We start from the raw sequence: 19662 nt of genomic DNA on the forward strand, positions 1-19662 counted from the left end.
TCTCCTTATATTGTAAATAGTGTTTGATGGTTATCTTCTGATTTTAAACAGGGTGCCGAAGCTTCCTGTTAGGATAGAAATACCGATAATGATGAGTATAACTGCTGAGATGGTCTTGGTGTACTGTAAGAAACGAGTCTGTTTTTTGAAGTAATCCAAGAGTTTTTGAGAAAAGATGGCAACCAGGATGAATGGCAGGATAAAGCCGATGCAATAAACGGACAGTAGGGCAATGCTCCAGATGCCTGATTGGCTACTTGCGTAGAAAAATACGCTGGCTAGGATAGGGCCGATACATGGAGTCCAAGAGAAACTGAAAGTAAAGCCCATCAGAAAGGCGATGATAGGTGTCACCGTTTTTCCAGCTTGGTAAACTTTTGTTTTAGCTGAAAGTTCTTTTGACAACATTGGTAGGCGAATCCAGCCCAATTGAAACAATCCCATGGCGATAATCAAAATACCGCTGATAATCTGAACAACTCGGATGTGTTGGTTCAGTAGACGACTGAGGAAACTACTGGTAAAGGCCAGTAGAAAGAAGGTCATTGCAATTCCCAAGACAAACATGGAAGTGTTAATCACAGTACGCATACGGTTGTTTTGAGAATGTTCACCATTATTCCCTCCTAGAACACCTATGTACACTGGTAAAATAGGAAGGATACAGGGGGAGAAAAATGACAGTAGCCCTTCTAGGAATAAAGCAAATAGCTTGAACACAATAATGTCCCCTTTCTTTGTTATTGATTAACTGTTAGGGTTATGATACAGTTAAAAGCTTAAAAAAGTCTAAATTGTAAATAGCTATTTTTGCTATGCCTAAAAACAGGCTATGTTTAGCTGTTTATTCAAACGGTAAAGAATGGTAAAAAGAAGTGTTCAGTCGCTATTTTGTGAGGACAATCTATATTTTTTCAGATCTTTATGATAGAAAAAAAGCCTTGCTTATGCAAGACTTGGGTTTGTGATTCGCTTCAAGAAGCTTATCAATATCTCTGTATATTTGCTGTGTTACGTTCTGTTAGAATACATGGCACAAGGTCTGCCTGTGATAAGTGGTATTAATGATGTCGGTTCTTTATTTCTACTTTTATTCCTTTGTCAACTCTGTTTGATTGGTTGTGTGTTGTTCTTGCAATAGTTGTTTTACACGGCGAGCCATGAGCAAGACCAGCACGATTTCCAATATATTCTGAAGAAAGAGTAGTCCAGAGAAGAGGGGGTGGAATTGTTTAGAAACACTAATTGCGATATAATCCCATAATCCATGGCTGACGATGCACCAGGAAATCTTTCTTGTAAAAATATAAAGATAACCGTACAGCATTCCCATGATGCTGGTTAGGATGACTTGGTACACTACTTGTCCGAATCCACTACCTGCAAAAATATTGATTGCATGAAATCCACCGAAGCACAAGCCAGATAGGACAACTGCCTTTTGAAGGGGCATTTTTTCTAAAAAATAGACGAGTAAGATGCGTCTAAATAGCAGTTCTTCACCGATTCCAACTAGGAGGGTTGCAAAAAGTGTTATAAAAAAGGTCTCATTGAGCTGGAAGTGCTCGAACCAGTAGGCTATGATCACTAGCAGTAAGGGGATAAAAAGGGCTAAGAAATAGCGTTTATCAATGGGAAGGAAGGTTTTCAACTGCAATGTTGCTCGATTTTTGATAACGTAAGCGATTGTTATTCCTGCTAAAACGAGTAGAAAGGGGAATTCTGAGGCTAAAAAACCATCGGATCCATAGCGAATCCCTCGCATGTAGTAGGTGTAGATGTAGCTTAGTAGCATGATTCCTACATAAAGTCCTGTGATAGTGTAAACTGATTTTGCTTTCATGTTGTCTCCGTTGCTTTGTATTTAACAGTGATAAAAAGGAAATAAATTAAAAAGTGTCTTTGTTACAGTGTGTTGATAACTGCGTGAGTATTGTGTGAAAGATGGAAGCTACTTATTCAGCTATCTATTTTGAAAAAAGTGGCGAGATCTGTCTGACTGATTCCGATCATAGGGTCAATGGTCAGGATATTCTCTGCGGTCAGGATGAATTCTTTGGGCTGGGAAGTGGTTGTTTCTGGTTGTTCTTCCTCAAGAAGGGAGAGTTGATGATGGGTTTGTTGTGGACGACTTGATTCTTCTTGAGTGACTGGTTGAGCAGGTGTTGGAGTCGAGTTTGCTTGAGCAGTTTTGCTGAGTTGACCGTCTGAGGGTGTTGTTTCGTTTTCCTGCTCAGCCATTTCCCCTTGGAAACGTGGGACTAGGTAAGTCTTGCGACTAGTTCCGGTGTTTTTGACGGCATAGTCAAAGGCGGCAATCTCACCTAGTAAAATGAGCTTGCTCCTAGAACGGGTAATGGCTGTGTAGATGAGGTTGCGTTGGAGCATACGGTGGCTGGAGCGAGTGATGGGGAGGATAACCACCTGAAACTCACTTCCTTGTGATTTGTGAATAGACATGGCGTAGGCCAGTGTGATTTTGTACCACTCGTTTCGAGGATAGGTGACTTCACTTCCGTCAAAGTCAATAGTGATTTCGTCCTGCTTAGAATCGGTATACTTGGCTGGAAGGAGGTCTGTAATATATCCTAAGTCTCCATTGAAGACATTGGCTTCGGCATCGTTGACTAAATGGATAATCCGATCTCCACAGCGAAAGACCAGTTCATTGTGAGTAAATTCCAATTCTCCTTCTTCTAAGGGATTTAGTAGAGTCTGTGTCATGGTATTGAGCTGGTCGATACCTGCTGCTCCACGGTACATGGGTGCAAGGATTTGCACCTCATTGGCTGGAATGCCGGACTTGATGGCAGCTCCGACAATTCGTTCAATCATAGCTGGGATTTGCTCGTTTTGGGCTTCAAAGTAGGATCGGTCGGCCTTTTTTTCTCGGAAGTCATCAGGCAAATTTCCTTGACGGATCTGGCTGGCTAGTGTGACAATGGTTGAGTCATCTGACTGGCGATAAATACGTTCTAGGGTAATACTTGGGAGTTTGTCAATCTTTAATAGATCGGCAAGGACTTGGCCGGGACTGACTGATGGGAGCTGTTCGGCATCTCCGACAATGAGAACCTGAGTCTGGGAGGAGATATTCTGGAAGAGCTGGTTGGCTAGCCAGGTATCTACCATAGAAAATTCATCAATGATGACAAAATCAGCTTCCAGATAGTCATCTCGGTAAGAGTCTTCCTGTCCTTCGACCAAACCTAGGTGGCGATGGATGGTCGCAGCTGGTAGACCTGTCAATTCGTTCATCCGTCTGGCGGCTCGTCCGGTCGGAGCGGCTAGGAGGACAGGGCATTCTTCGCGACTGCGGGTGAGGTCAATCTTGTGTAAGATAGCATAGACAGCGATAATTCCATTGATAACAGTAGTTTTTCCGGTTCCGGGTCCACCAGTTAGGATAAAGATGGGATTGGTAATGGCTTGAACAATGGCCTCTTTCTGAATAGTATCGTAGGTCAGGTCAGACATGGTTTCTAGTTCTGCTATGGCCGCTTCAACCTCCTTTCGTGGAAAGGGTTTGAAACCATTTTTTCCCATCAGGCGGGTAAGATTTTTATGGATGCCATGTTCGGCAAAGTAGAGGCTGTTGTCAAAAATTTTCGTTCCTTCTTGCTGGACTTTTTCATCTACAATCAGACCTGTCAATTCTTTGGCAACGGCGGCAGGGTCCAGTTCGATATGGCGGGATTTTTCTAGTAATTCCAGGGTTGCTTCCAATAAATCTCTAGCCTCAACATAGGTATCACCTGTTTCCATGGAGCGATGGATGAGGCTAAAGAGCATACCCGCTCGAAAGCGTTGAGGGGAGTCGCTGGCAATGCCCAGATTCTCCGCGATTTTGTCGGCAATGGTAAAGCCTAAACCTTGCACATCCTCGACGAGCTGATAAGGATTTTCTTCAATGATTTTTAGTGTTTTTTCCTTATACTGGTCTTGGATTTGGAAGGCTAGTTTATTCGGGATGCCGTATTCTGCCAGTTTGGCTAAGATCATTTCGGTGCCGTAATTGAGACGGAGCTTTTCAATAAAGGCCTGCTTATTCTTACTGGAAAGCCCTGTAATCTGGGTCAGTTTTTCTGGTTCGGCTAGTATCTTGTCGATGGTATCCTCACCGTAGAGTTGGACGATTTTCTCTGCTGTCTTGCGACCAATTCCTTTAAAATGCTCGCTAGAGAAATATTTGACTAGACCGGATGCAGTTGGTTTGCTGCGTTCGTAGCGTGTGATTTGAAGTTGTTGACCGTATTTTGGATGGGTGATTAGATTGCCATAGAAGCGGTAATCTTCTCCTTCGATAATATCTGCAATGGTTCCTGTAACAATAATTTCATAATCGTCATATTCGGTATTGGTTTCTTCAATTTCGAGGAGGAGAATTTTGTAAAAATTGCTAGGATTTTCAAATATAATCCGGTCAATAGTTCCGGTGAAATAGATTTCATCCATAGTTTATTTTCCTTGTGAAAGGTGTTTCACCTTTATTGAGTATCTGTGCAGTGCTATTTGATTGTTCCGATTCGGTTGAGTGGCCACATACGAAAGACGACTTCACCTTTAATATTTTCCCGTGTAAATGATCCAACACTTCGGCTATCGAGGGATACGAGGCGATCATCTCCCATTAGGAAGTAATGACCTTCTGGGACAGTGACTGTAAAGCTCGCATAGCCTTTAGCATCTCTGGTAAAGGCATTGGCAGACTGAGCGATAGCTTGGAATTGTTTGTTGTAGGAGTAGATGGTTTGTAGCTTGTCTTTTTTAAAGGCAGTCAGATATTCGGCTAAATAAGGCTCATCCACTTGTTTATCATTGACATAGAGGACATCGTTTTCGTAGCGGATGGTGTCTCCTGGCATGCCGATCACTCGTTTGACAATCAGTTTTTCACTGCCATTTTGATCGGTTTCGCCAGCTACGACAATATCAAAACGGTCGATAGAAGTTGTTTTTAGCATAATCAGTTTTTCTTGGTGCTGAAGGGTTGGATCCATGGAATGACCGTCAACCGACACAGGACTCCAGATAAAGTAGCGGCTAGCAAAAAATACCAACATGAAACATATAAAAAAGCCCCAGTCTGCTAAAAAATTCATCAATGGTGAGCGATTGGTCTGTTTTTTTCTCATAAATTTGGTTTTCCTCATTTCAGTAGTTTTTGTGCTTTTTTTGTGTTGGCAAAGTGGAGTTTTGCGGTTTCGTTTAAACCTGTCATGCCATATTTGTCCAAGATACGGGCAGCTACTTGATCAGATTTACTACCAGCACCGGACGGTAGGTTGATACCAAGTTTTTGGCTTAGTTGAGCAAGGTTTTCCAAAAACATGGCTCTGGCGATGATGGATGAAACAGCTACTGCCAGATACTTGCCTTCGGCCTTTTCTTCTAAAGTGACTGGCTTGGTAACATGATTGGCTTCATTCTTTAGATATTTGTTATAGTTCTTGTTGGTTGTAAAGGCATCAATGACAATCTTCTCGGGTTTGACTCCCTTTTGCAGGAGTAGGTAGATGGCCTGATTGTGCAGAGCCACCTTGACGGATACGGCATTGTAGCCTTGCTCAATGACCTCGTTGTATTTTTTCGGAGACAATAGCAGAGCCTGGTGGGGAATTTTTTCTTTTAAGAGCGGGGCGATCTGGCAGATTTTTTGATCTGTCATTTTCTTGGAATCATCTACGCCAAGTGACTTCAAAAAAGCATGGTCTTCTGGACAGACAAAACTAGCAACCACCGCTAGTCCTCCAAAATAAGAACCATTACCAACTTCGTCTGTTCCGATCATAGGCATATTTTGACCCATGGGTACTTGTTCGGACTGTTCTGGCTCGTAGCCCCAGAGTCTTGCTTCCTGCTCTGCCATTTCCCCTTGGAAGACGACTTTACCAGAGGTATAGATTGACAAGCTGGTGGTAGCAAGTTTGAAAAATGCTTGGATATAAGGATTTTTGCTGGTCTGCCGATAACAAGCATAATGGTTTATCATAGCTTCTCTTTGTTGGGCAGATACCTTTAGTACGACAGTATTCATGTTCTTATTGTATCACAAATGTTAGTGGGAGTGTGCAGAAAAGACTGTCCTTACTATAACAGTAGAAGAAAATGAGAAAGTCTGTAGAATAGTACGTATTATAAGTAGTTGACGGTAGGGATATTGGTCGTTGTGTGCAGTGGGGAAAGATTATGACAGACCTGTGACAATTGTATTAGTTGCATGACAGAAATCATCTAAGATTACATGGTGGAGTCAGTTTGTTTAAAAGATGAATTAGGTCCTTGTTTTTCAGTTTTGTTTCAGCTAAGATAGAACCATCTCAAAAGAAAAAGGAATAGGCATCATGAAGCGCAAGCGAACAAACAAACCAACTCACATGAGACGGAAGAGAAAAACACCGATCATAAAGACAAATAAGAAGATACTTTATACATCTTCACTGGCTCTCTCCTTGCTTACTACTGCCATGGTATCACCAAATGTATTGGCTATTGAATGGACTCCGCGTACGGTAGCTGACATCAGTCCAGAAATTATTCGAGAAGATGGGAAAGTAACCTATACTGTAAAGTATGGGGATACCTTGTCTGCAATTGCCACTGCGATGAATGTTGATATGAATCTACTGGCAAAAATCAATCAAATTGCGGATGTCAATCTGATTTTCCCCAACACAGTCTTAACAACGATTGTTGACCAAAATAATCAGGTAAGGCAGGTAGAGGTTGAGGCACCTGTTCAGGGTGGCGCAAGCGAACCCGTTCAAGCAAGGGTTGATTTGACGACTAATCAAATGACTGTTGATGACACCGTTATTCAACTGGACCAAGTACCATCAGTTGATGCTACTTCAACATCGACGGAGCCTTTAGTCCCTGAAGCCGATTCACCGGTTTCAGCTCCTGCGGCACTTACCAGTCCAACCTCAGAAGAGTCGTCGGTAGAGTCATCAGCCGATTCACCGGTTTCAGCTCCTGCGGTAATTACCGATCCGACCTCAGAAGAGTCGTCGGTAGAGTCATCAGCTGATTCACCGGTTTCAGCTCCTGCGGCACTTACCAGTCCAACCTCAGAAGAGTCGTCGGTAGAGTCATCAGCCGATTCACCGGTTTCAGCTCCTGTGGCACCTACCGATCCGACCCCAGAAGATTCACAGGTGGAGCAACCAAAGAATCACGTAGCAGTACCTTCGACTGAAGCAGAGCTACCGTCTGAGAAGGCCGATGAAGCGCTCGTTGAAACATCGAGTCAAGAATCCCCAGTGTTGGCTGTTGCTCCTGCTGTAGCAACGAACACCAGTCCGTATGATATTGGTTTACAACCACAAGTTGCTGCCTTTCGTTCAGAAGTAGCAAATGCTTTCAATATTACTTCTTTCTCAGGTTATCGTCCAAATGATCCTGGTGATCATGGTAAGGGATTAGCTATTGACTTTATGGTGCCAGAACGTTCCATCCTAGGCGATCAAGTCGCTGCTTATGCGATTGATCGTCTTCATGCCAAGAATATCAATTATGTCATTTGGAAACAACGTTTCTATGCACCCTATGATAATATCTATGGACCGGCCTATACTTGGAATCTGATGCCAGACCGAGGCAGTGTGACTGAAAATCACTATGACCATGTACATGTATCCTTTAAATAAAGCCGAAAAAAGCCATTTCAGTTTCATCTGAAATGGTCTTTTTGTGTGATATGTGATTCGTGCAGGCAAAATTCGTGTTCTCTTATAACCAAATTAGCCTGTTATATTATTTTAAAAGATAGATTAGGAACTTTTCCTAAAGGGTTCCCTAGTAGGGTTTGTCGCGACTATGTATGTATAAAACAGTCAGTGCAGGTAGGCTAAGAGAAGGCTACCTTTTTTCAGCGAATTAGTCCAAACTCACCAAAATCGCTAATGATTGATAAGGGTTCAAGGTAATTTTTTTACCGAGCTTATCAATGGGATAATTGCTGATGAGAGGTTGTCCATGAGCATAGTCGTCTGCTAATTCTAACTCGACTTTGTCTGCGAAGAAGTTGTTGAGGACGAGGAGTTTTTCATTCTGCAATAAGCGTTCAAAGGCATAGACTTTATCGCTATCATGATAGGCGGCTCTGTAGTCACCTTCAGCAATGATAGGCATTTCTTTACGGAGTTGGATGAGCTTTTGATAGAAGGTAAAGATGGGACCGGTCTTTTCCTTTTCAACATTGATCGTTTGGTAAGATTTTCCGACTTTCAACCAAGGTGTGACCGTTGAAAATCCTGCGTTCTGACTGGAGTCCCATTGCATTGGTGTGCGGGAATTATCACGGGACTTTGCTCGGATAATCTGGAAGGCTTCATTAGGTGTGTGACCTTGATTGAGAAGCATTTGGTAGGCATTGAGTGATTCAACATCAACGTAATCGTCCATAGAGTCGTAGTCGGGATCAATCATCCCAATTTCTTCCCCCATGTAAATGTAAGGGGTACCGCGTGAAAGGTGGATGGAAGCTGCTAGCATGGTCGCACCTTCCTTACGGAAATTCTCCACATCAACAAAGCGATTAAGGGCGCGTGGTTGGTCGTGGTTGTTATAGAAAAGGGCATTCCATCCATTGCCAACCGCCATTTCTTCTCCCCAGGTATGGAAGAGGCGCTTGAGTTCCTCAAAATCAAAGTTCATAATGGTCCATTTTTGACCATCCTTATAATCCACCTTTAAGTGATGGAAGTTGAAAGCCATGGACAATTCTTCTCGTTCAGGTGCTGTATAAAGGATGCAGTTTTCAATGGTTGTAGCAGACATTTCGCCAACGGTCATGAAGCCTTCCTCAGTACCAAAGGTCGCATTGTTCATCATTTTGAGATAGTCATGTGTAATTGGTCGGTCGGTGTAGGCTGGCTTTCCATCGTTGATAGGGCAGTCTTCTAGCACCTCGTCTTTACCAATCAGGTTAATCACGTCAAAGCGAAACCCTGTTACTCCCTTGTCTTTCCAGAAGTTAACGATTTTGAAAAGTTCCCTGCGAACATGGGGATTGCGCCAATTGAGGTCAGCTTGGGTTACATCAAAGAGGTGAAGATAATATTTTCCAGTGTCTCCAAAGGGGGCCCAAGCATTTCCACCAAACTTGGAAACCCAGTCAGTGGGCTGATTGCGCAGGATAAAGAATTCTTGGTAGTATGGATCGCCAGCCAGCGCTTTTTGGAACCATTCGTGGTCGGTAGAGCAGTGATTGAGAACCATATCCAGCATAAATTCAATACCCAGTTCTTTTCCTGTAGCAACCATTTCTTCAAAGTCGGTCATCGTCCCAAAATCAGGATTGATAGCTGTGTAGTTCGCAATATCATAACCATTGTCTCGTTGAGGACTTGGATAGAAAGGATTGAGCCAGATCATATCAATGCCCAGTTCTTTCAAATAGGGAAGTTTCTCGATAATTCCTCGTAGATCTCCCATACCATTTCCAGTTGTGTCTTTATAGGACTTTGGGTAAATTTGATAAACGACTTTTCGTTTGTCTATTGTCATGATGTAAGATACCAAGAACGTTGAGCCAGATCCGGTGAATGGACCATAACGTTCTGTTCCTTTCTTATAATGAAGTTACACAAGGATAGGAGGTGCAAGCTATCTTGCGCCCTCCTATGTCACTAATTCTTTTTGATTGTTAGAATCGTTTCACCTTGTGAAGTGGCACGTGGGAGACTTCCAACTATTTGAATATCAAAATCAGCTTGGTTTGTCACGATGACAGGTGTTTCAACTAGTAGACCAGCTTCTTTAATCATGGCAATGTCAAAGCTGATAAGTTGATCGCCTGCCTTAACTTGATCGCCTTGCTTAACATGAGCTGTAAAGCCTTTTCCCTCCAAGTTAACAGTATCCATGCCGATGTGCATGAGGATTTCTGAACCATTTGTAGCTGTAATACCGACAGCGTGGTGAGTTGGGAAGAGAACAGAGATTTCACCATCTACTGGAGCTACTAGGCTGCCTTCACTTGGGTTGATAAGGATGCCTTTTCCCATTACACCTTGTGCAAAAACAGGGTCTTGTGCCTGACTCAATTCTTTGATGTCGCCAGCCAAAGGACTAAGGAGGGAAATAGTGGTGGGAGTTGCTGTATTTTCTTTAACAGGAGGAGTATTATCAAGGTCGGCTTTGGTTTCATCTTCAGTCTTGGTTAAGATGCCAGCTTTGCGGAAGATGAAGGTCAGAATAAATGGAATAATAATTGCAACCATTGCAACCAAAGCAAATTGAATCATGTATTGCGCTTTGATGGCCAAGATTCCTGGTAGACCACCAACACCGATGGCATTTGCAGTGATGTTTAAGGTTGTTGATAGGAGACCGGCAATACCTGAACCAATCAAACCAGCGACAAATGGATAGATATATTTGACATTGACCCCGAAGAGGGCAGGTTCTGTAACACCTAGGTAGGCTGAAATTGCGGCAGGAAGGGAGATTTGAGCTTCTTTTTCACTGTGGCGGTTCATGAAGTAGTAGGCCAAAACTGCTGAGCCTTGTGCAATGTTTGAAAGGGCAATCATTGGCCAAAGCCCTGTTCCTCCAGCATCAGCAATCAACTGTGTATCAATGGCATTGGTCATATGGTGGAGACCAGTGATAACAAAGGGAGCGTAGAGAGAGCCAAAGATAGCACCGAAGAGCCATTTGAATGAACCAGTTAAACCAGCCAGCACAATGGATGAGAGTCCTTGACCCAACCACCAACCAAATGGACCAAGCACAGTATGTGCTAGGATAAGGGCTGGAAGCAGAGATAGGAAAGGTACAAAAATCATGGAGACAACTTCTGGAATACGTTTGCGCCAGAAGATCTCGAGATAGGACAAGCTGAGACCGGCTAAGAGTGCTGGGATAACCTGAGCCTGGTAGCCAATTCGGTTAATGGTGAAACTGCCGAAGTTCCATACCCAGTCGCTGGCTATTACCTCAGGAGCTGTGCCCGGTACTGCATAGGCATTGAGTAACTGTGGGGACACCAAGCAGATACCAAGGACGATACCTAGAATTTGTGTGGTTCCCATCTTACGAGAAACAGACCAGGTAATGCCGACTGGCAAGAAGTGGAAAATAGCTTCACCCGGTAACCAAAGGAAGTGGTTCACTCCGCTCCAGAATTGAGAAACATCTACAATTGTATTGTAACGTGGTGTCCCGTCAGGCATGAATTGTTTTACACCGTCAACAATCTTTTGTCCTAACCATTCCATTTGAACGCCTTCTAAAACATTACGGAAACCGAGGATCAATCCTCCTACAATGATGGCTGGAATGATAGGAGTGAAGATTTCTGCCAACATGGTCATCACGCGCTGAATGGCATTTTGATTGCTTTTGGCAGCAGATTTGGCAGCTTCCTTGGAAACTCCTTCAATACCAGACACAGCAGTGAAGTCATTGTAGAAAATCGGTACTTCGTTTCCGATGATAACTTGGAACTGGCCTGCATTGGTGAAGGTTCCCTTGACAGGCTTTAGTTTTTCGATTGTTTTAATATCTGCCTTTTTTTCGTCAACTAGGACAAAGCGCATACGTGTCGCACAGTGAGTGACTGCGGTAATATTATCTTTTCCACCGACAGCATCTAAGAGCTGCTGGGCTTCTTGTTTAAATTTTCCCATATATTTTTCCTTCTAGACGGTTACCCATCATTGTAATAGTTGATAGACATGTATAAAAAACATGTTTTCTGCAATTTGTACGTACAAATTGAAGTTTATAATTATTGTATCCGATTTCAAAAAATATTGCAAGCGCTTTTTCTTACTTTTTTTATTTTTTTACAATTTTTGTTATAATTAGAATAGTCATAAGCTATTGAACAGATGGAATTGTGAGGAAAAGATGAAAAAGTATCAAGAAATTTATAATGACTTAAAAGAAAAAATACGGACAAATGTTTACCTAGCGGAAACTTCCTTGCCTACAGAACAAGAACTTCAGAAAATTTACGGTGTCAGTCGCGATACTGTTCGTAAGGCCTTAGCCATTTTGACAGAGGGTGGTCTGATTCAAAAGGTTCAGGGACGTGGCTCCATGGTTCTCAAGCAGGAAATTCTTAACTTTCCTATCTCAGGTCTGACTTCCTATCAGGAATTAACAGATTCTCTTCAATTATCTACACAGACGAAGGTTGTTCACTTGGATATGATAACGGTTGATTCTAGCCTTTCCAGTCTGACAGGTTTTGAGACTTACAGTAAGGTATGGAAAGTTATCCGTACACGTTCTATTGATGGAAAAGTCTCTGTTGTGGATACAGATTATCTTTCTGTAGATGTGGTACCAAAGTTGACGGTGGATGTTGCTGAGAAGTCTATTTACGAATATCTGGAAAATGAGCTAGGCCTAGACATAGCATATGCACAAAAGGAAATCACCGTAGAGCCAACCAATCGAGAAGAACGCAGATTGTTGAAGGCGCAGGATGACTATTTGGTCTTAATCAAGTCGCGTGTCTATCTCGGTGATACCAAGCAGTTCCAATACACAGAAAGTAGACACAAGATTGATAAATTCCGCTTTGTGGATTTTGCCCGCAGAAAGCGAACTTTATAGGTATAGATTAGCAAAATGAACCATTTTGCGGTATAATGATAAGCGAGGTAATGTTATGGCAAACTTAAATCGATATAAATTTACATTTGGTGAGAGACAGCTGACACTGACGACAGAGCATGATAATCTTTTCATGGAAGAAATCGAGCGGATAGCTCAAGAAAAATACCAGGCTATTAGAGAAAAGATGCCAACAGCCGATCCTGAAACCTTAGCGCTCTTATTGGCAATCAATACCCTATCAGTCCAATTAACTCGTGAAATGGCCTTTGAGCAAAAAGAGCAGGAGTTAGCGGCTGTTAAGGAAGGCGCTCTAAAGAAAAATGTGACCTTGGTTGATTTGGATGAGCTTGAGGAGAATGTATGATTTCATTAGCAATTATCCTCATTTTGGCATGGAGTTTCTATATTGGCTATAGCCGTGGTCTGGTGTTACAGGTCTTTTACAGTCTAGGGAGTGTGATAGCGCTGGTGGTTGCGACAGCCACCCACAAACAGTTGGCTGGAGTTTTCCATACTTGGGTCCCCTTTGCTAATGCCACTCAGGGAAGCAAACTCTATTACTTCGATGAGAAGTATCTATTTGATTTGGATAAGATTTTTTATGCAGGTCTATCCTTTCTCTTGATTTATATTTTGGTCTATGCCTTTTTCCGTTTTCTGGGAATTTTTGTCCATTTACTAGAAGGGTTTAATCCAGGCACGCAAACAACCAATCTGATTAGCGGTGGGCTGGCGGTTTTGGTGACTTTTCTGTCCGTACAGATTGTTATGGTCTTACTGTCAACCATCCCACTAGCGGTGGTTCAGGACAAGCTCCATAGTAGCCTTCTTGCCAATATTATGATTCAGTACACACCATTCACCAGTGGTTTCCTTAAATCGCTCTGGTTGAGCAATATAGCAGGGTAGGGTTTTCCTACTCTTTTCTAATCAGTTATATCGTATCCTTTGCTTCATTGTTGGATGGATATGGGTAATTTTGATCTACCCAAACTTAAAAGCAAGTTGCAATCCTAGAATAAACATCGTAAAAATATGAACAATAAAATTATTGAAACCCTTGAATTTCACAAGGTAAGACAGAAAATTGCCCCTTACCTCCTGACAGAACAGGGGGAGGAAGAGTTGCGAAAGCTAGAGCCGATGATAGAGGCACGACGTATTCAGCAAGCCTTTGATGAACTGACAGATATGGCGCAGATTTTCATGGAAGCTCCTCATTTTAGTCTATCTGCAACCTCTGACATCAATCCAGCTCTGCGTCGCTTGGAATTGGACACCGATCTCAATATCGCTGAGCTGTTGGGAATCAAAAAAGTCTTGGAAGTTTCTAAAACTCTTTTAGATTTTTATGACAATTTGGAAAATGTTCGTCTGACTCAGCTAGATAAACTTTTTGAGAAAATTGAACTCTTTCCACACTTACAGGGGTCTCTCCAATCTGTCAATGATGCTGGTTTTATAGAAGATTTTGCTTCTGAAAAGTTGGCTCGTATCCGCAGAAAAATCCGTGAAGCAGAAGATCAGGTTCGTCAAGTTATGCAAGATGTTTTAAAGAACAAGAGCGACCTGTTATCTGACACCATCTTAGCTAGCAGAAATGGCCGCAATGTTCTTCCTGTAAAAAATACCTATCGCAATAAAATTGCAGGTGTTGTTCATGACATTTCTGCCTCTGGCTCTACGGTTTATATTGAACCACGTGCAGTGGTGAGCTTAAATGAAGACATCAGTCACTTGCGTGCAGAGGAACGCCATGAGCTTAATCGTATCCTGCAGGAATTGTCTGGTATGATTCGCCCACATAGTGGGGTCATCCGTAACAATGCTTGGGTGATAGGACATATTGACTTTGTCCGTGCCAAGCATCTCTTTGCTAGGGATTATAAGGCGATTGTGCCGACTCTATCGGAGGAGCAGGATATTGCCTTACTCAATGTCCGTCACCCTTTGATCGTTCAAGCTGTCCCCAATGACCTTTACTTTGGTCATCACCTGACTGCTATCGTTATTACAGGTCCTAATACGGGTGGTAAGACCATCATGCTCAAAACATTGGGTTTGACACATTTGATGGCACAGTCTGGTCTGCCTATTTTGGCTGACAAAGGCAGCAGAGTGGCGATTTTCAAAGAAATCTTTGCAGATATTGGAGATGAACAATCTATTGAGCAAAGTTTATCGACTTTCTCTAGCCACATGACCCATACAGTACAAATTTTAGCAGACGCTGATCAGGATTCTTTGATTCTCTTTGATGAGCTGGGAGCAGGTACAGATCCGCAGGAGGGGGCTTCGCTAGCAATGGCAATCTTGGATGATTTGCGCTTGCGAGGAATTAAGACCATGGCAACCACTCACTATCCTGAACTCAAGGCTTATGGTATAGAAACCTCAGGCATTGAAAATGCTAGCATGGAATTTGACAGTAGTAGTTTGCGTCCAACTTATAAGTTTATGCAAGGCGTTCCGGGACGATCAAATGCTTTTGAAATTGCCCGTCGTTTGGGACTGTCAGATTGTATCATCCAATCGGCTCAATCTTGGACAGATACGGACAGTGATGTCAATCACATTATCGAGAAGTTAGAAAGTCAAACAGTCGAAAGTCGCCGGCGTTTGGATACTATTCGTGAGGTGGAGCAGGAAAACTTCAAGATGAACCGAGCTTTGCGCAAACTTTACGATGAGTTGAACCGCGAGCGAGAAAATGAACTCAATAAGGCACGCTTGGAAGCTCAAGAAATTGTGGATAGTGCTCTTTCTGAAAGCGAAAGTATTCTTAAAAATCTTCACGAACAGGCTAGTCTTAAACCGCACCAGATTATTGAAGCCAAGGCTCAGTTGAGAAAATTAGCTCCAGAAGTGGTTGATTTATCTAAAAATAAGGTTTTAAAAAAGGCTAAAATGCAACGAGCGGCCCAAATAGGTGATGATATTATTGTCACCGCCTATGGTCAAAGAGGCACACTTATCAACCAGCTTAAGGATGGACGCTGGGAGGCTCAAGTTGGTCTGATTAAGATGACCTTGTCCAAGGAAGAATTTGAGCTAGTGAAGGCAGAAAAGACTGAGCCGATTAAGAAACGTCACGTTCATACTGTCAAACGAGCAAACATCCGTGGGCCGAAAGCTAGATTGGACCTTCGAGGGAAACGCTACGAAGAAGCTATGATGGAGCTAGATGAATTTATTGATCAAGCCCTGCTCAATAATCTTGCTCAAGTAGACATTGTTCACGGCATTGGTACAGGTGTTATTCGTGAAGGAGTTACCAAATACCTCCGCCGCAACAAGCAGGTTAAAGAATTTGGTTATGCTCCACAAAATGCAGGTGGATCTGGCTGTACTATTGTGACCTTTAAGTAAGAAAAAGTACCCGTAACATGTTGTTCGGGTACTTTCTATTTTGGTTAAAAGAGGGGACGAGTTTTAGTATATAGAAGCTAGAGTCATCGCAGATGGATAGGGTGCTTTGCACCCAAGCAGCATGAAAAAATTATTTCTAACTTTCATCGTCCAAGAGGGAAAGATACAGCTGCTTTCCTTTAAGTTCATAGACCAACCCTCCAGGACCGTTGATCTTTAGTTGATTATTTGGCAATTGCTGGAGTCTAGCAAATCCACCCAGAAGAAAGAGATCGGTTTTTTCTGGATTTGAACCAACCCCTGCTTCCGTCATCAGTTCGGGAATAAAAACGGTATACTCACCAACATGATACTCCTGCATATTCCCTCCTAGTAGTTAAAATTTGGATCATAGTCAACATAGATTTCTTTTTCATCAGTAAGAACATGTTCAAACCATACTCGCCAAGACACTAAGAACTTCAAAGATTCACGACTGGGTAACCAGCGGATAGAAGCAGCTAATGCATAGTCTTTTTCATTCATATAAATCAAAAACTCCGTCTCGTCGTTGCCGATGTAAACAAATAAGTCTTCGGGGACATGTATGGTGTATCCTCTAAACTGGTAGCTGTGGTCTTCTTCATCAATTTCATCTCCTGTATCGTATACGCTTTGGTAAATATAGACAGATTTTCCGAGCATTTCATATCTCATATTAAAAAATCCATCCAAGCGCAAGCGATTTGTTTCTATCAACTTTACAACAAAACAGATTGTGTGGTTGATAGGGTGGACAATCAAGAACTGGCTAGCAGTCGTATCAATGACTGGCCTTAGAGAGTCTGAAATGTAAAAGTCATAACCTGCAAAATGGTAATGGTGCATTTTATTTTTCTTTAACGTTTTCTCCATAAAGTTTCTACTTTCCTATATAGTTGCCATACTTATCATAGGTTCCGACACGTTTCGGTGTAGACTTATTTCCTATTCGCTTAAATAATTTCCAATAACTACCACCATGTGGCCCCTTTCCAGAATGGACAGCATGGTCTCTAACAATATAGCTACCTCTTGGTCCGTGATAGGTGCCTGATCTACCAGAAACAGCAGTTCCTAATTTATTTGAGCACAAAGACAAATTGATGTATGAAGGAGCACCTCCTCCTTCAAAATTAGCGTTGTGTCTTAAGCTAAATTCAATGGAACTATTGCTATCGGCGTTCGCGACCTCTGTTACGGGCCCTGCTATTGACATCAAGGTCAATAAAGCAGCAATAATATACGACAATTTTTTTAATAGATTCTTTTTCATCAGAATCCCCTTCTTATTTTTGTATATACTACGAGATTTAAACTATTCTGTCTATTGTCCATTTTTTGATAGTTCGTTTACAGTTTGGCAACAATTAACCCATACTATCTCAATTTCCAACCGTAGCAAATATTCGCATTCTATGTCTTTTTGTTGTAGAATGAAGGTATCAAAAACAGAAACGGAGAATTCTATGGTTCAAGTTATTACAGATGCAAACTTTGAAGCCGAAACTCAAGAAGGCGTAGTTATTGTTGATTTTTGGGCGCCTTGGTGTGGTCCATGTCGTATGCAGGCACCAATCTTGGAACAATTGGCGGAAGAAGTAAGCGAAGATGAACTTCGTATCTACAAAATGGATATAGATGAAAATCCTAATATAGCTAGTCAATTCGGTATCCTCTCTATCCCAACCCTCTTGTTCAAGAAAGATGGACAAGTAGTGAAGCAGGTGGCAGGTGTCCACACGAAAGAACAAATCAAAGCGATTCTAGCTGAGATTGGCTAATGGAAAATGATAGCGCTCAGTTTATTTTGTTAGCCCGTAACTTGAGTAGCTACAAAAGTAAACTGGGAGATTATGAAGCAAGTGGTGCAAGACTGCTTGCTTTTTTTCAAATAATATAGATAGAAGCAATGAGCCATTACAAGATAAGATTGTGAAGTATCATCCAAGATGATATAATAAACCTATATCTATTGTCTTTTAGAAAGGTAGTTTTATGTCAACAATTAGCTATAAACCGCTCAATCTTTATCGTCAATTTAAAGAAGCTGCCGAGACATTTCCAGACGTGGCGATTTACTTTGATCAGCCGTACGCTTCCTTTCCTGAATTAGGATTAGAAAATACCTATCAAACTGTCTTTGAGGCCATTCAGAAAAGAGCTGCACAGCTCGCAGCAACAGGTATTGGCCGTGGGGATAAGGTCATTCTCTACAAAAGTCCAACCTTTGACACCTATTTATTAGCTGTGGCTGTAACTGCCTTGGGAGCTGTCCCAGTAATGATTTCCTACCATTTACCATCTTCTAATTTGGATGTCTTTGCAGAACGTCTAGAAGGCTCCTATATCGTTTATGATGAGGAAACAAAAGGGCGTGTTGTTGGAATGAAACGGGTCGACCTAGTGACGAAACTGTCAGTATCTCAAGTTCTGTCTCAGGTTGTAGAAGCTGTCGAAGAAAATCTTCTACCAGAAGATGTCATTCAGTATATGACCCATACTTCAGGTACAACGGGTGTTCCAAAACTCATCTGTCACACTGCTCAAACCATGGGGTGGCGGGTTGCTTGGCAACAGACCATTTTTGACAAGATGGTGGAACGTGGACTTTTGGCCTTTCATATCTCGCCCGTTCATTCCCGTTACAATATTGGTGTATCTTCGGCGATTGGTCTAGGTTTTCCCCTTTACCCACTTTCATCTGCTAAAAAAGATGACGTGGAGCTTGCTCTGCGAGTTCACCGTCCAAGCGCTTTAGAAACTCATCCCAATAACTTTGTCCAATGGTCTCGTTTGGCCAAGGAAAAGCCAGAAATTTTTAGTAGTATCCGTTATTACCACTCGACCTTTGATGCTATCAATATTGGTACATTGCGTACTTTTTTGGAAGCCTCTAAGGAACAAAATCCTGTCTTTATGCAGGTGTATGGTCAAAGTGAATGCGGTCCAATGATTTTACGTTATCATCGATTGGAAAATTTAGGAACTGTTAGTGGACGAGATATGGGAATTGGTTTAGAAGGATATACCGAAGCGCGGATCACAGATGTTGAGGGAAATCCGGTACCAGCAGGAGAAAATGGTCACATCCAATTCTTATCAAGAGGACGGGCTATTACATACTATAAAGAAGAAAATCGTTTCCGAGACAATGTTCATGGTGCATGGTGGGATAGTGGTGATTATGGCTGCATGACTTCTGAGGGGACTCTTCTTTTGAAGGACCGTCAAGTTGATTTGATTAAAAATATTGATAGCAATCTAGCCCTAGAGGATCTTTTGTTGGATAAATTAGACTTCTTATCAGAAGTTGTGATTATTCGTGATGTCAATGGGGCACCGCAGCCGATTGTTGCAGTAGCAGAAAATGCAGAGATGAATTGGGAAGCATGGTGGGCGGCAGTTGCAGATCTACCACTCTTGAAAGAACCAATCTTAATGGCCTACGACGATATCCCACGAACCGCTACCATGAAGGTTCAACGTCTTAAGATGGAAGCTGATATGAAAGAAAAAAATCTATAACTTGCTTTCAGCATGTTTTGCTATATTGGTTCAATTTAGGTATTGTTTGTAGCTTTTAATGGAAGTAGGAAAGAGCTTGGTTGAAAAAAGTTTGTCGCAAGGTCTGTTTTTGTTGGCAAGCCAAGGCGGGTCATTCCTAGATTGTAATCTATGTAAACTGATTTCTGATCG

Annotated in this window: 17 protein-coding genes; 7 read left to right on the plus strand and 10 right to left on the minus strand. The window is 42.1% G+C overall.

Annotated elements, in window-relative coordinates; genetic code table 11:
* Positions 1-30: 30 nt before the first annotated feature.
* From SR187_RS01190 to rnhC, 5 genes are all read right to left on the minus strand, one after another.
* Positions 31-726, minus strand: coding sequence for a cytochrome c biogenesis CcdA family protein (locus SR187_RS01190; protein ID WP_024531587.1), 696 nt, complete (start codon positions 724-726; stop codon positions 31-33).
* A gap of 364 nt (positions 727-1090) precedes the next feature.
* Positions 1091-1843 (minus strand): CPBP family intramembrane glutamic endopeptidase, encoded by a 753-nt coding sequence (locus SR187_RS01195; protein WP_120171259.1) that lies wholly within the window; start codon positions 1841-1843, stop codon positions 1091-1093.
* A gap of 116 nt (positions 1844-1959) precedes the next feature.
* Positions 1960-4455 carry an SF1B family DNA helicase RecD2 gene (gene recD2 / locus SR187_RS01200; protein WP_120171260.1) on the minus strand — a complete coding sequence of 832 codons (2496 nt, stop codon included), beginning with the start codon at positions 4453-4455 and terminating at the stop codon, positions 1960-1962.
* A gap of 53 nt (positions 4456-4508) precedes the next feature.
* Positions 4509-5135 (minus strand): signal peptidase I, encoded by a 627-nt coding sequence (gene lepB, locus SR187_RS01205; protein ID WP_029751262.1) that lies wholly within the window; start codon positions 5133-5135, stop codon positions 4509-4511.
* Positions 5136-5149: 14 nt separating this feature from the next.
* Positions 5150-6037: a ribonuclease HIII gene (gene rnhC / locus SR187_RS01210; protein ID WP_120171261.1), complete on the minus strand. Its 888-nt coding sequence runs from the start codon at positions 6035-6037 to the stop codon at positions 5150-5152.
* Positions 6038-6344: 307 nt separating this feature from the next.
* Between rnhC and SR187_RS01215 the strand changes: the two genes are divergently transcribed.
* Entirely contained in the window at positions 6345-7649 is a 1305-nt protein-coding gene (locus SR187_RS01215; RefSeq protein WP_120171262.1) for a LysM peptidoglycan-binding domain-containing protein, read from the plus strand.
* Positions 7650-7878: 229 nt separating this feature from the next.
* Here the strand turns inward: SR187_RS01215 and treC are convergent, their stop codons facing one another.
* Complete coding sequence (gene treC / locus SR187_RS01220) at positions 7879-9510, minus strand: alpha,alpha-phosphotrehalase (protein ID WP_120171263.1); 1632 nt, start codon at positions 9508-9510, stop codon at positions 7879-7881.
* Positions 9511-9632: 122 nt separating this feature from the next.
* Positions 9633-11636, minus strand: coding sequence for a PTS system trehalose-specific EIIBC component (gene treP / locus SR187_RS01225; RefSeq protein WP_120171264.1), 2004 nt, complete (start codon positions 11634-11636; stop codon positions 9633-9635).
* A 223-nt stretch (positions 11637-11859) separates the two neighbouring features.
* Here treP and treR point away from each other — a divergent pair, with 223 nt between their 5' ends.
* The 4 genes from treR to SR187_RS01245 all read left to right on the plus strand — a co-directional run bounded on the left by treR (position 11860) and on the right by SR187_RS01245 (position 15945).
* Positions 11860-12573: a trehalose operon repressor gene (gene treR / locus SR187_RS01230; protein ID WP_120171265.1), complete on the plus strand. Its 714-nt coding sequence runs from the start codon at positions 11860-11862 to the stop codon at positions 12571-12573.
* A gap of 55 nt (positions 12574-12628) precedes the next feature.
* Complete coding sequence (locus SR187_RS01235; RefSeq protein WP_024531596.1) at positions 12629-12940, plus strand: hypothetical protein; 312 nt, start codon at positions 12629-12631, stop codon at positions 12938-12940.
* Positions 12937-13485: a CvpA family protein gene (locus SR187_RS01240; RefSeq protein ID WP_024531597.1), complete on the plus strand. Its 549-nt coding sequence runs from the start codon at positions 12937-12939 to the stop codon at positions 13483-13485. The genes SR187_RS01235 and SR187_RS01240 overlap by 4 nt, the downstream gene beginning before the upstream one ends.
* Before the next feature lie 126 nt (positions 13486-13611).
* The gene (locus SR187_RS01245; protein ID WP_120171266.1) at positions 13612-15945 is read left to right on the plus strand and encodes an endonuclease MutS2; all 2334 of its coding nucleotides are present in this window, start codon (positions 13612-13614) and stop codon (positions 15943-15945) included.
* Positions 15946-16081: 136 nt separating this feature from the next.
* Here the strand turns inward: SR187_RS01245 and SR187_RS01250 are convergent, their stop codons facing one another.
* Genes SR187_RS01250 through SR187_RS01260 form a run of 3 tightly spaced genes read right to left on the minus strand, consistent with a single transcriptional unit; the run spans position 16082 to position 17239 of the window.
* Entirely contained in the window at positions 16082-16306 is a 225-nt protein-coding gene (locus SR187_RS01250; RefSeq protein ID WP_120171267.1) for a hypothetical protein, read from the minus strand.
* A gap of 8 nt (positions 16307-16314) precedes the next feature.
* Complete coding sequence (locus tag SR187_RS01255; RefSeq protein WP_145981829.1) at positions 16315-16839, minus strand: hypothetical protein; 525 nt, start codon at positions 16837-16839, stop codon at positions 16315-16317.
* Positions 16840-16846: 7 nt separating this feature from the next.
* A complete protein-coding gene (locus SR187_RS01260; protein WP_120171269.1) occupies positions 16847-17239 on the minus strand; it encodes a hypothetical protein in 393 nt (130 codons plus the stop codon).
* A gap of 193 nt (positions 17240-17432) precedes the next feature.
* Here SR187_RS01260 and trxA point away from each other — a divergent pair, with 193 nt between their 5' ends.
* Complete coding sequence (trxA, locus tag SR187_RS01265; RefSeq protein ID WP_024532380.1) at positions 17433-17747, plus strand: thioredoxin; 315 nt, start codon at positions 17433-17435, stop codon at positions 17745-17747.
* Positions 17748-17961: 214 nt separating this feature from the next.
* Positions 17962-19491, plus strand: a complete 1530-nt coding sequence (locus tag SR187_RS01270) for an AMP-binding protein (RefSeq protein WP_024532379.1) — start codon at positions 17962-17964, stop codon at positions 19489-19491.
* The last annotated feature ends 171 nt before the right edge of the window (positions 19492-19662 follow it).

Origin of the sequence: Streptococcus ruminantium, from assembly GCF_003609975.1 — a bacterium.
Taxonomy (GTDB): Bacteria; Bacillota; Bacilli; order Lactobacillales; family Streptococcaceae; genus Streptococcus; species Streptococcus ruminantium.

Coding starts and splice junctions, on each gene's coding strand:
- SR187_RS01195 (WP_120171259.1), bottom strand. CDS start 1,843: ATGAAAGCAAAATCAGTTTACACTATCACAGGACTTTATGTAGGAATC.
- recD2 (WP_120171260.1), bottom strand. CDS start 4,455: ATGGATGAAATCTATTTCACCGGAACTATTGACCGGATTATATTTGAA.
- lepB (WP_029751262.1), bottom strand. CDS start 5,135: ATGAGAAAAAAACAGACCAATCGCTCACCATTGATGAATTTTTTAGCA.
- rnhC (WP_120171261.1), bottom strand. CDS start 6,037: ATGAATACTGTCGTACTAAAGGTATCTGCCCAACAAAGAGAAGCTATG.
- SR187_RS01215 (WP_120171262.1), top strand. CDS start 6,345: ATGAAGCGCAAGCGAACAAACAAACCAACTCACATGAGACGGAAGAGA.
- treC (WP_120171263.1), bottom strand. CDS start 9,510: ATGACAATAGACAAACGAAAAGTCGTTTATCAAATTTACCCAAAGTCC.
- treP (WP_120171264.1), bottom strand. CDS start 11,636: ATGGGAAAATTTAAACAAGAAGCCCAGCAGCTCTTAGATGCTGTCGGT.
- treR (WP_120171265.1), top strand. CDS start 11,860: ATGAAAAAGTATCAAGAAATTTATAATGACTTAAAAGAAAAAATACGG.
- SR187_RS01235 (WP_024531596.1), top strand. CDS start 12,629: ATGGCAAACTTAAATCGATATAAATTTACATTTGGTGAGAGACAGCTG.
- SR187_RS01240 (WP_024531597.1), top strand. CDS start 12,937: ATGATTTCATTAGCAATTATCCTCATTTTGGCATGGAGTTTCTATATT.
- SR187_RS01245 (WP_120171266.1), top strand. CDS start 13,612: ATGAACAATAAAATTATTGAAACCCTTGAATTTCACAAGGTAAGACAG.
- SR187_RS01250 (WP_120171267.1), bottom strand. CDS start 16,306: ATGCAGGAGTATCATGTTGGTGAGTATACCGTTTTTATTCCCGAACTG.
- SR187_RS01255 (WP_145981829.1), bottom strand. CDS start 16,839: ATGGAGAAAACGTTAAAGAAAAATAAAATGCACCATTACCATTTTGCA.
- SR187_RS01260 (WP_120171269.1), bottom strand. CDS start 17,239: ATGAAAAAGAATCTATTAAAAAAATTGTCGTATATTATTGCTGCTTTA.
- trxA (WP_024532380.1), top strand. CDS start 17,433: ATGGTTCAAGTTATTACAGATGCAAACTTTGAAGCCGAAACTCAAGAA.
- SR187_RS01270 (WP_024532379.1), top strand. CDS start 17,962: ATGTCAACAATTAGCTATAAACCGCTCAATCTTTATCGTCAATTTAAA.